Annotated in this window: 11 protein-coding genes, 1 tRNA gene and 1 pseudogene; 9 read left to right on the plus strand and 4 right to left on the minus strand. The window is 69.6% G+C overall.

Annotated features, from left to right (window positions below):
* Positions 1-367 (minus strand): annotated as a pseudogene (locus N864_RS14030) (sugar transferase); the annotation flags it as partial.
* A gap of 343 nt (positions 368-710) precedes the next feature.
* On the opposite strand from N864_RS14030, the gene eno reads away from it, so the two are divergent.
* The 6 genes from eno (at position 711) to N864_RS14060 (ending at position 6614) form a co-directional block, all read left to right on the plus strand.
* Positions 711-2012, plus strand: a complete 1302-nt coding sequence (gene eno / locus N864_RS14035) for a phosphopyruvate hydratase (protein ID WP_034717895.1) — start codon at positions 711-713, stop codon at positions 2010-2012.
* 212 nt (positions 2013-2224) lie between these two features.
* Complete coding sequence (locus N864_RS14040; protein WP_240474333.1) at positions 2225-2659, plus strand: FtsB family cell division protein; 435 nt, start codon at positions 2225-2227, stop codon at positions 2657-2659.
* Positions 2656-3198 carry a DUF501 domain-containing protein gene (locus tag N864_RS14045; protein ID WP_034717898.1) on the plus strand — a complete coding sequence of 181 codons (543 nt, stop codon included), beginning with the start codon at positions 2656-2658 and terminating at the stop codon, positions 3196-3198. Before N864_RS14040 ends, N864_RS14045 begins: the two co-directional genes overlap by 4 nt.
* Positions 3191-4156, plus strand: a complete 966-nt coding sequence (locus tag N864_RS14050; protein ID WP_034717899.1) for a Ppx/GppA phosphatase family protein — start codon at positions 3191-3193, stop codon at positions 4154-4156. The genes N864_RS14045 and N864_RS14050 overlap by 8 nt, the downstream gene beginning before the upstream one ends.
* Positions 4157-4166: 10 nt before the next feature.
* Positions 4167-5168 carry an endonuclease/exonuclease/phosphatase family protein gene (locus N864_RS14055; protein WP_051518589.1) on the plus strand — a complete coding sequence of 334 codons (1002 nt, stop codon included), beginning with the start codon at positions 4167-4169 and terminating at the stop codon, positions 5166-5168.
* A gap of 105 nt (positions 5169-5273) precedes the next feature.
* Positions 5274-6614 carry a glycosyltransferase family 4 protein gene (locus N864_RS14060; protein ID WP_034717901.1) on the plus strand — a complete coding sequence of 447 codons (1341 nt, stop codon included), beginning with the start codon at positions 5274-5276 and terminating at the stop codon, positions 6612-6614.
* Between the two features lie 30 nt (positions 6615-6644).
* Here N864_RS14060 and N864_RS14065 read toward each other — a convergent pair.
* Positions 6645-6718, minus strand: a tRNA-Leu gene (locus tag N864_RS14065).
* Positions 6719-6830: 112 nt separating this feature from the next.
* Between N864_RS14065 and N864_RS14070 the strand changes: the two genes are divergently transcribed.
* Positions 6831-7709: a Bax inhibitor-1/YccA family protein gene (locus tag N864_RS14070; protein ID WP_034717904.1), complete on the plus strand. Its 879-nt coding sequence runs from the start codon at positions 6831-6833 to the stop codon at positions 7707-7709.
* Positions 7706-8056, plus strand: coding sequence for a hypothetical protein (locus N864_RS14075; protein ID WP_051518590.1), 351 nt, complete (start codon positions 7706-7708; stop codon positions 8054-8056). The genes N864_RS14070 and N864_RS14075 overlap by 4 nt, the downstream gene beginning before the upstream one ends.
* A gap of 41 nt (positions 8057-8097) precedes the next feature.
* On the opposite strand, the gene N864_RS14080 is transcribed toward N864_RS14075, so the two are convergent.
* Entirely contained in the window at positions 8098-9321 is a 1224-nt protein-coding gene (locus N864_RS14080) for an acetyl-CoA C-acetyltransferase (protein ID WP_034717905.1), read from the minus strand.
* 223 nt (positions 9322-9544) lie between these two features.
* On the opposite strand from N864_RS14080, the gene N864_RS24705 reads away from it, so the two are divergent.
* A complete protein-coding gene (locus N864_RS24705; RefSeq protein ID WP_155892943.1) occupies positions 9545-10297 on the plus strand; it encodes a hypothetical protein in 753 nt (250 codons plus the stop codon).
* Between the two features lie 86 nt (positions 10298-10383).
* On the opposite strand, the gene N864_RS14090 is transcribed toward N864_RS24705, so the two are convergent.
* The gene (locus N864_RS14090) at positions 10384-11445 is read right to left on the minus strand and encodes an SGNH/GDSL hydrolase family protein (RefSeq protein ID WP_034717906.1); all 1062 of its coding nucleotides are present in this window, start codon (positions 11443-11445) and stop codon (positions 10384-10386) included.
* Positions 11446-11560 lie beyond the last annotated feature (115 nt).

Consider the following 11560-nt stretch of genomic DNA (forward strand, 5'->3'; position numbering starts at 1 on the left):
GCTGAAAATCGGCCAAATAGCAGCCCACGCCGGTGAGTCCAGCCGTGGCGGCTGCGGCGGTGAGAATGCGGGCGTATTCCGTCGTGCCCGCCCCGATTCTGCTTCTTGCGTAAGCGCCGGTGACAACGTTGACCAGCATCCACCCGAGGGTCATCCAGATGCCCACGGTCTCGACTACACCGGGCAGCTCCTGCGCTGAGTTGTGGAAGAACGACAGCCTCGGCCGACTGACCATGGCGAAGAGCAGAACCAGCGCGATGATCGCAAAGTCGCCAGTTGCCAACGCGATTGGCCAGTACAGCATCGCTCGGCGATGACGTCGATGCGTCATGACGCTCGGTCGGGTGCGGGCGTTGAGAAGCGTCAAGTCGAGCTGTCCAGCCGCTTGGGCCACAGCCGATCACCCACCCCACGCGTTTGCAGACCCCCGGTCCGGCCCGTGGGCCAGACGAACACTTGCAAGTCTGTCGATGCGCAAACTGCATTTCAGGGGAATGTAAAAAGTGATCTGGCAATACGTCGGAAATGGCCGAGAGTGTCAATTAAATCATTTTTGTCCGACCTGTCCGTTCTGGGTTTTGTGTGGACAAATGCGCGGTCGCGGCCCCCATCCGAGTCGCTCCCCGGAACCCGGGCGGCGACGGGCTAGGCTCGACCCCGTACGTGCAGACCGAGACTCCGGCGACGGGGTCGCCATCCAGGAGAGCTCTGTGGCCAGCATTGAGGAGATTGGCGCCCGCGAGATCCTTGACTCCCGCGGCAACCCGACGGTCGAGGTCGAGATCCGTCTCGACGACGGGACCTTCGCGCGGGCAGCGGTGCCGTCCGGCGCCTCGACCGGAGCGTTCGAGGCCTCCGAGCGTCGTGACGGCGATACTGCCCGCTACCAGGGCAAGGGTGTGGAGCAGGCCGTCGATGCCGTCATCGAGGAGCTCAACCCGGCCCTGATCGGCTTCGAGGCGAGCGAGCAGCGCCTCATCGACGGCGAGATGCTGGCGCTCGACGGTTCGCCGAACAAGTCGACCCTCGGGGCGAACGCCATCCTCGGCGTCTCGCTCGCCGTCGCCCGTGCCGCTGCCGAGTCGGCCGGGCTGCCGCTCTTCCGCTATGTCGGAGGGCCGAACGCCCACGTTCTGCCCGTGCCGATGATGAACATCCTCAACGGTGGCTCGCACGCCGACACCAACGTCGACATCCAGGAGTTCATGATCGCGCCGATCGGCGCACCGAGCTTCCGCGAGGCGCTGCGCTGGGGGACCGAGGTCTACCACGCACTCAAGAAGGTGCTCCACGACCGCGGTCTGGCTACCGGACTTGGCGACGAGGGCGGCTTCGCGCCCAACCTCGACTCCAACCGCGAGGCCCTCGACGTCATCCTCGAGGCAATCAAGTCCGCCGGCTACGTGCCCGGCAAGGACATCGCCCTTGCCCTCGACGTCGCCGCCTCGGAGTTCTACCAGGACGGTGCCTACCAGTTCGAAGGCGCCGCCAAGACGGCCGCCCAGATGGCCGACTACTACACCGAGCTCGTCGACGCCTACCCGCTCGTCTCCATCGAGGACCCCCTCAACGAGGAGGACTGGGAGGGCTGGGGCACGATCACCAAGCGTCTCGGCGACCGTGTGCAGCTCGTCGGCGACGACCTGTTCGTCACCAACCCCGAGCGCCTGTCCCGGGGCATCAACGGCAACATCGCCAACGCGCTGCTCGTCAAGGTCAACCAGATCGGGACACTGACCGAGACGCTCGACGCGGTCACGCTCGCCCAGACGAACGGCTACCGCTGCATGATGAGCCACCGGTCCGGTGAGACGGAGGACACGACGATCGCCGACCTCGCCGTGGCGACGAACTGTGGCCAGATCAAGACGGGGGCCCCGGCTCGCTCCGAGCGAGTGGCGAAGTACAACCAGCTCCTGCGCATCGAGGAGGAGCTCGACGACGCGGCCGTGTATGCGGGCGCCGGCGCCTTCCCGCGCTTCGACCGCAACCGCTACGCCCACGAGGGCTGATCGTCAGCATGGCCGACCGCACACCATCTCGTTCCGGGAGAACGCCGACGGGCGCCCGCTCCCGGACGGCTGGTGCCCGCACCACGCCGCGGCGCACGGCGACCCGGCCGAGCTCGCGCCCGAGCCGCCAACGCAGCGGCACCGAACGGCCGGCCAGTGCGGCACGAGTCCGCAGCGTCGCGCCGACTCCGCCAGCCCCGTCGACGGCCTGGGTGCGCGGTGCGATCCTCGTCGGCATCGTCGTCATGCTGGCCGTCACGCTGGTGCCGACCATCCGCTCTCTCATCCAGCAGCAGGACGAGACGGCTGCACTCCGTGAGAAGGTGGCGCAGCAGCAGGTCCAGGTCGCCGACCTGGAGCGGCAGGCCGCGCTGTGGAAGAACCCGGCCTACATCGAGCAGCAGGCTCGTGAACGGCTCAAGTTCGTCAAGGTGGGGGAGAAGGTCTACACCGTCATCGGCGCGCCGCCCGCCAAGGAGCAGCCGCAGGGCGAGCAGGCCATCGTCGCTGCTCCCATGGCGAACGACTCGGCACCCTGGTACGGCAAGCTGTGGCAGTCCGTCCAGATCGCCGACCGTCCGGCGGCGGGCGCGACGGGCCGGACGGCCGGTGATGCGGTCCCCGACAGCGGGTCCGGCGCGGGATGAGCCACCAGTCTGACAGGGGCGCGGCGAGCCAGGCGGACCTGGACGCCGTCGCCCGGCAGCTGGGTCGAAGCCCTCGGGGGGTCGCAGGGGTCGCTCACCGCTGTCCGTGCGGTGAGCCCGACGTCCTGCGCACCAAGCCCCGTCTGCCGGACGGCACGCCGTTCCCCACGACGTTCTACGCCACCTGTCCCCGCCTCACCGGTGCCATCAGCACCCTGGAGACCGGTGGCGTGATGAGGGAGATGAGCGCACGCCTCGCCGAGGACGCGACGCTGCGAGCGGCATACGGGCAGGCCCACGAGCGCTACCTCGCGAGCCGCGCGGAGCTTGGCGACGTCCCCGAGATCGATGGTGTCTCCGCGGGCGGGATGCCCACGCGGGTCAAGTGCCTCCACGTCCTCGTGGCGCACTCGCTGGCCGAGGGGCCGGGGGTCAACCCGCTCGGCGACGAGGCGCTGGCGATGCTCGACGACTGGTGGACGCCCACGTCCTGTGCCCAGCAGCATGCCGCGGAGGAGCTGGAGGCCGGCGATGGGTGACGCTGTGCGCGTCGGCGCGATCGACTGCGGCACCAACTCGATCCGGCTCCTCGTCGCCGACATCGACCCGGCGGCCGGGTCGCTCCACGACGTGGTCCGCCGCATGGAGGTCGTCCGGCTCGGCCAGGGCATCGACCGCACCGGGGTGATTGCCGCCGAGTCGATGGAGCGGACCCTCGCCACGACGAGGGAGTATGCCGCTCAGTGCCGCTCGCTCGGGGCCGCGAAGGTGCGGTTCGTGGCGACGTCCGCGTCCCGCGACGCCCGCAATGCCAGTGAGTTCGCCGAGGGCGTTCGGACGGCCTTCGCGGACGAGTGGCGCGAGCCGGTCGAGCCTGAGGTCGTGACGGGGGACGAGGAGGCGCGACTGTCGTTCACCGGCGCAACGGGCGACCTCCTTGCCCAAGGTGTCGCCGGGCCGTATCTCGTCGTCGACCTCGGCGGCGGATCGACCGAGTTCGTCCGCGGCACCGACGCGGTCGAAGCCGCCCGGTCGGTCAACATTGGCTGCGTCCGCATGACCGAGCGGCATCTTGTCAGCGATCCGCCCACCGAGGCCGAGATCGCGGCCGCGGTCGGGGACATCGATGCGGCCATCGACGACGCCGCCGACGTGGTGCCGTTCGAGGGGGTCCGCGCGCTCGTCGGGCTGGCAGGCACGGTGACGACGATTGCGGCGCACCAGCTGCGCCTCCCCACGTACGACTCCGCCGCCATCCACCTGTCGAAGGCCCCCGTCGACGAGATCCTCCGGGCTGCCGCGGACCTGCTCCACATGACTCGCGCGCAGCGGGCGGCGCTGCCCTACATGCATCCCGGTCGAGTCGACGTCATCGGCGCCGGAGCCCTCGTCTGGAGCCGCATCATCGAGCGGGTGGCTGGCGCGGCGGGACTGGATGGGGTGATCGCCTCCGAGCACGACATCCTCGACGGCATCGCCCGGTCCCTGGTCGAGTGAGCGGGTCGCCATGGCGCGGGGGACGGCCGCACTCGTGGGCCGGTGGTTGCTGTGGGTCGTGGCCTGCCTGGCCCTGGCCGGCACCGGCCTCCTCACTGCACCGCGGCTGCTGGACCTTGAGGGCCGGCGTGGCGTCGAGCTTGTCGGGCTGACGCCCCTTGGCCTGGTCCCGGCCGTCGTTCTCGTCCTCGTCACGGCTGCGCTGGTCGCGCTGCACCGAGGCGGTGTGCGGCTGCTGGCTGCAGTGCTGGCCCTGCTCGGACTCGTCGCGGGCGCCCTTCACGTCGTGTGGCTCGCGCCGCTCTACTCTGGTGAGCGCCCGGTCGCGGCTGGCCCGGCCATTGTCGTCATGACCCAGAACCTCGAGTACGGCGATGCCGATGCCGTTGTAGCTGAGGTCCGCGAGCGTCACGTCGACGTGCTCGTCCTGTGTGACCTCGGCGAGCAGCAGTGGGCGGCCGTGCAGGCTTCAGACCTTCGACAGGAGCTGCCCTTCGTCGCCGAGTCCGACGGGGGTGCCGTTGCGTACAGCCGGTATCCCTTGACCGACGACGCGCCGATCCGGTTGCATGGCAACGGCCGCTCGGTTCGGATTGAGTCAAGCCCGGTCGGGCCCATCACGCTCTTCGCGCTGCATCCTGTCCAGCCCTACAGGCCCGGTGTCTGGCAGGAGGACATGGCGACAGTCCTCGAGGCCCTCCGGGGTCGACTGGACCAGGCCGACGGGCCCGTGGTCGTCGCGGGGGACCTCAACGCGACCCTGGACCACCGGCCGCTCCGCTCGCTCGAGAAACTGGGCTTCGTGGACGCGGTCGATGCGGTCAACGGCGGGTTCCAGCCGACCTTTCCGGCAGCGGGCCGTGAGCGGCGTTTCGGCGTCACGGTGCCGGCGCTCGTCCAGATCGACCACGTCCTCACTTCCCGGGGGCTCGTCGTCACGGCGGTGGACAGAGTTGCGACCCGGGGCGCGGACCATCTCGGCGTTCTGGCGACCATTCGGTCGGGTGCATGATCCGTCTGGCCGGAGTCCAGTCGGCTGAGCCGATGGGGGATCGTCCGCGCCTCACGATGGCGCGTTCGCCGGACGGGCTCGACCGGCCCGTGCCACGATCGGACGGTGGCTGGAGCACCGCACGTCCTCATCATCGTGCAGAACCTGCCGGTACCGCTCGACCGGAGGGTGTGGCTGGAGTGCCAGGCCCTGCGGGCCCGCGGCTACGAGGTCAGTGTCATCTGTCCAAAGGGCCCCGGGGACCCGGGCCGACAGCTGATCGACGGGGTGCACATCTACAAGTACCGTCCCGCTCCCCAGGCAGAGGGACTGCCGGGATACGTACTGGAGTTCGTCTACTCTTGGCTGCGGACGGCCCGTCTCTCGCTCACGGTGTGGCATCGCAAGCCATTCCAGGTCCTGCAAGCCTGCAACCCGCCCGACACCTACTGGGCGCTCGCGCGCCTCTGGCGGTCGCGCGGCGTGCGCTTCGTCTTCGACCACCATGACCTGAACCCCGAGCTGTTCCTGTCGCGCTTCGGCCAGCCGAGGGGTCTCGCCCAGCGGTTGCAGTACCGCGGCCTGCTCTGGCTCGAGCGGATGACGTTCCGCACGGCGGACCGGATCATCTCGACCAACGACTCGTACCGCGCGATCGCCATGCGTCGTGGCCACCGCCGCGCCGAGGACGTCACCGTCGTGCGCAGCTGTCCCGACACGAGCGTCATGCGGCCGATCTACTCGAAGCTGGCGGAGCGCAAGCCGGCGCGTTTCACGCTCGCCTACCTCGGGATCATGGGGCCGCAGGACGGGGTCGAGCTCGTCCTCGACGTCATGGCGGAGCTGGTCCACCAGCGCGGCCGCGAGGACGTGCACGCCTGGCTGCTGGGCTTCGGTGACTGTTACGAGGACCTGCGCCGTCGGTGCACCGAGCTCGATCTCGACAAGGTCGTCACGTTCACCGGCCGCGCGGACAAGGGGATGATCGCGGACTACCTCTCTGCTGCAGACGTGGGACTCGGCCCGGACCTGAAGACGCCCCTCAACGACCTGTCCACGATGAACAAGACGATGGAGTACATGGCCTACTGCTTGCCCGTCGTCTCCTTCGACCTCGTCGAGACCCGGGTCACCGGTGGCGACGCCGTCCTCTACGCAGAGTCGGGCGACGTGTCGGGCTTCGCCGACCAGGTCGAGCGACTCCTCGACGATGGCGAGTTGAGGCTGCAGCTGGGCCTCGAGGGCCGCCGGCGGGTGTCCACCGACCTCGACTGGACGGCGCAGGCACGCAACTACGTCTCGGTCTTCGACGAGCTCACCGGCAGCGACGGGACGACGTCGGCCGCCAAACCGGCCAAGCCCGATACGGCTGACAGGCACGACGTCGCCTACGTCGACCTCACCGACGAAGAAGAGCTGGGCCGGTTCATCATCGAACGGACCGCGCCCGGGCCGGCCGGGCGCTAGACCGGTTGGAGCAACTCAACCCCAACTGCGTACCCCCGGAGGGACTCGAACCCTCACTCGAGCGATTTTAAGTCGCCTGCCTCTGCCGATTGGGCTACGGGGGCGTGACGACACAGTATGCAGGCGAGCCGGGAACAAGGCGTGTCATTCCAACCGTTTAGGGTGGTGACAGTCGCCACGATGGGTGGCCCTCAGTGTCGGGGAGGCACACAGCACATGGCCAACGGAAACCCGGTCTTCGACCGGCTCAACAAGCAGATCGAGAAGGAGCGGTACGCCGGCTTCGGCGCTCCGCCGCCCCAGGGCTCGCCCTACCAAGGGACACAGCCCGCGACCGGTGGTTACGCCGCCCAGCAGACCCTCTCTGCTGACCAGCTCAACGAGATGTACGCGCGCCAGAGCGCCGGCCCGGTCGACACCGGCCGCGTCACGCTCGACGACGTCGTCATGAAGAGCCTCAGCCTCTTCGCGCTGCTCGTCGCCGCGGGCGGGGTCACCTGGTTCATGGTCGACAAGACGCCGTCGCTCGCCAGTCCACTCTGGCTCGGCGGCATGCTCGTCGGGCTCGGGTTGGGACTCGCGATCGCGTTCATGCGCAAGGTCGTCGTGCCGCTCATCGTCCTCTACGCGATCGCCGAGGGCGTCTTCCTCGGCGCGTTCAGCTTCGCGATCAACTCGGTCGAGAAGTACCAGGGCGTCGTCCCGACGGCCGTCCTGGCTACCGTTTGCACCTTCGCCGCGATGTACGCCGGCTACGCGACGGGCCTGATCAAGGTCACGAGCAAGGCGCGCCGGATGTTCACGATCGCCATCGGCGGCTACATGATCTTCCTGCTGCTGCAGTTCGTGCTGCAGATGTTCGGCGTCCTGGGTGGCTGGGGCTTCGGCGGCAGCGGCGGCCTGGGCATCGTCATCTCGCTCTTCGGCACGGGCCTCGCGGCCTACTCGCTGGCCATCGACTTCGACTCGATCGACCAAGCCGTCAAGATGGGTGCGCCCCGCAAGTACTCGTGGCTGCTCGCGCACGGCCTGATCGTCTCGGTGGTCTGGCTCTACATCGAGTTCGTGCGACTCTTCGCCCGGATGCGCGATTGAGCAACCCAGTCCCGCGCGACGTCGCGGACGAGTTGAAGCGCGTGGTCGAGCGGTGGCACCAGCTGCCGCTCGACCACGCGCTTTCCTGTATGCCGCTCACCGCCGACCTCGTCCAACGGCTCGCCGACGACGTGGCGCAGGCCCGCAGCCGCGCGACCACGAAGGTCCCGGACCTGGGCCCCGCGGTCCTGATGGACCAGCTCAGGGTCATGGTGCATGACCACTGCGCCGCATTCGGGCCGAGCCGGCCGGGCACCCGGGTCACCGACGTCGCGAGCGAGCTCAGCGGCATACGGAGGGCTCTCCAGAAACGCGAACGGACCGCTCGAGATCGAGCGGGTCGGTAGACCGACCCGCTCGACCAGGAACGGCCCGTTCGAGACGAGCGTCAGGAGAGGCGCTCGAAGATGACTGCCATGCCCTGGCCGCCGCCGACGCACATCGTCTCGAGGCCGAACTGCTGGTCACGGTCCCGCAGCGCGTTGATGATGGTGCCGGTGATCCGGGCGCCGGTCGCGCCGAACGGGTGGCCGATCGCGATGGCGCCGCCGTTGACGTTGAGCTTGTCGTAGTCCATGCCGAGTGCGTCGGCCGACCCGATGACCTGGGCGGCGAAGGCCTCGTTGATCTCGTAGAGGTCCATGTCGCCGATCGTCATGCCGGCCCGCTGCAGCGCGAGCTTGCTCGCCTCGATCGGGCCGAGACCCATGATCTCGGGGGACAGGCCGGTCGCGGCGGTCGAGACGACGCGGGCGAGCGGCGTCAGGCCGAGCTCCTTGGCCTTCGTGTCGCTCATGACGACGAGGGCCGCGGCGCCGTCGTTGAGCGGGCAGCAGTTGCCCGCCGTCACCGTGCCGTTCTCGCGGAAGACCGGGTTCAGCGACTGGACGGCCTCGAGCGTGACGCCCGCCCGGGGGCCGTCGTCCTTGCTCACGACGGTGCCGTCCGGGGTCGTGATCGGGGTGATCTCCCAGTCGAAGAACCCGCGCCCGATGGCGGCCTCGGCCCGGTTCTGGGACGTGACGCCCCACTCGTCCTGGCGTTCGCGGCTGATGCCGTAGGCGGTCGCGACGTTCTCCGCCGTCTGGCCCATGGCGACGTAGATGTCGGGGAGGGCGCCGTTCTCACGCGGGTCGGTCCAGGTCTCGTTCGTCTGGGCCAGCTTGGCCGTGCGCTCCTGGGCGTCGGCGAACCGCGGGTTCTGCACGTCTGTCGCCGCGCCGCCCGCGCCGGCCCAGTCGGTGTACTGCGACACGCACTCGACGCCGGCCGACACGAAGATGTCGCCCTCGCCGGCCTTGATGGCGTGGAAGGCCATCCGCGTCGTCTGCGCGGAGCTGGCGCAGAACCGGTTGACCGTCGCGCCGGGAGTGTTGTCGATGCCGAGCAGGGTCGACACGACCTTGGCCATGTTGGACCCGTGGCGGCCCGACGGCTCGGCGCAGCCGAGGTAGATGTCCTCGATGAGGTTCTTGTCCAGCGCCGGCACCTTGTCGAGCGCGGCCTGGATGACGGTCGCGGCGAGGTCGTCGGGGCGGACCTGCTTGAGGCTGCCCTTGAACGCTCGACCGAACGGGGAGCGGGCGGTGGAGACGATGACGGCTTCGGGCACGGGTCCTCCTCGATGAGACGGGTAAGCGGGCGCTCACCCCCACGCGATCGTATGCCGCCCACCGCGGTTCGCGGTAGTGCTCGCGCCCGCTGGGGTGCCCGATGTGGCCGACGACACGGACCGGCCCCGGTGCCGCCGGTTCGTTAGGGTTTGACCGATACGACGCGCACCGAGGCGCGTGAGGTAGCGCCCCGGTGGGGGCGCCCCACGACAGGGGAGACACATGATCCGCACGTTCCGCCGCTCGGTCGCGCTCGCCGGCGCGCTGGCCATCACGCTGGGCGCGGCCGCCTGCTCGAAGGACGAGGCCCCCGCGGCCACGTCGAGCAGCGCGGCCACGACGACGACCACGACGGCCGCGCCGACGACCCAGGCGTCGGCCCCGAAGGCGTCCGAGGTGCTGAGCAAGGTCAAGGCCAACGCGCTCGCTGCGAAGTCCGCCGCCTTCGACGGGGAGATCGAGCAGGGTGGCGAGACGATGAAGATCGCCTTCAAGGGCACCGCCGACGGCAAGACGTCGGACATCCACCTCGAGCAGGCCGCGATGGGCAAGGTCCACCTCATCGCCGTCGACGGGCAGGTCTACCTGCAGGGCGACGAGAAGTTCTGGAAGTCGCAGGGCGCGCCGGAGTCGGTGCAGAAGGCCGGCGACAAGTTCGTCAAGGCGCCGGCGAGCGCGAGCGGCATGGCCGACCAGGTGAACCTCAAGTCGTTCATGGACCAGGCCTTCGGCTCGCTCGGCAACGGCGACCTCGACGGGAAGGTCCGCTCCGACAGCGTCGACGGGCAGGACTGCTGGGTGCTCACCGACAAGTCAGGCAAGGAGAACGGCGCGCTCTACGTCGACAAGGCCTCCATGCAGCTCGTCCGCTTCACCGGGACGAAGGAGAGCCCGGGGCAGCTGACCTTCTCGCAGTGGAACGAGGACCTCGCGATCACCGCGCCGCCGGCGGACCAGATCATCCAGCTCCAGTGATGGGCTGACCGCCCGATCATGGAGAGCGCGCACTCCATGATCGAGCGCACAATCCCGACGGTCGGGAGCACAATCCCGACCATCGATCAGGTCGGACTGGTCTCTGACCGCTCATCAGGCCTGACCAGGTCGCCAGGTGGCGACACCTCGGGTGGAGGCACTGGCGGCCGCACCCGGTGGAGCAGCACGGCCCAACGGCCACGGGGGCCCCGGGTGTCGCCGGCGATCTCGGCAGGCCCCACCTCGCTGCCCGGCTGCAGCACGGCCTTGGTGGCCGCCACCGGCAGTGGACCGACACCCTCGCCCCGCCTGGGGTTCGGCGCTGGAGTGCTGCTCTGCTTGCCGAGCAGCTCGAGCGCGGCGACGACCGAGGGGAGCAGGGCAGCGGCGAGGCGGGCGTAGCCAGCGGGAGAGGGGTGGAACCGGTCCTCGCTGAACATCACCTTCGGCTCGCTGATGAAGCTCGGCCCGAGCAGGTTGCCGACCGACACGGCGCGACCACCTGCCTCGACGACGGCGACCGTCTGGGCAGCGGCGAGGTCGCGCGACCAGCGCCGGGCGAGCCACTTGAGCGGTTGGGGGAGGGGCTGGAGCGCTCCGAAGTCCGGGCAGGTGGCGACGACGACCTCGGCGCCCGCCTCCCTGAGCCGGCTCACGGCCATCTCGAGGTGGCGCACCATGGCGGTTCGGTCATTGCGGTGCGTGACGTCGTTGGCCCCGATCGAGATGACGGCGACGTCAGGGGCGGGCACGCGCTCGAGGGCGCGGACGACCTGGTCGCCGAGCTGGGACGACTCGGCCCCGACGACCGCGACGTTGGCCAGCTCGACCGGCCGACCTGAGAGGGCCGCGACGCCGTGGGCGATGATCGCCCCGATCGTCTGCTCCCGATGGGTCGCGCCCATACCGGCTGCCGTCGAGTCGCCGAGCATGACGAACCGCACCGGGTCCCCGGGACCGTAGCCGTACGTCCCGTTGTCGTCCGGTGCCCCGTCGAAGGGTGACCCGACGATGCGTTTGGCGAGCTCGGCCTCGATGCGCAGCACGCCGTAGCCGGCGAGCCCGAGGGCGCCCACGGCCGCGGCCGCGCCGCCTCCGCCGTAGACAGCCTGCTGCGCGATGCGGCGAGCGCGCCGTGCCCGACCCATTCCTGCTCCTCCTGCCCCGCGCCAGTGGTCCGGATCGACCGTGCTCCCACCGTAACTCGCAGCGGTGAGCAGCGCCGGTGGGTCGCCAACGTCTGCGTCAGGAACTGGCCCTTCG

The sequence above is a fragment of the Intrasporangium chromatireducens Q5-1 genome, assembly GCF_000576575.1.
Classification (GTDB): Bacteria; Actinomycetota; Actinomycetes; order Actinomycetales; family Dermatophilaceae; genus Intrasporangium_A; species Intrasporangium_A chromatireducens.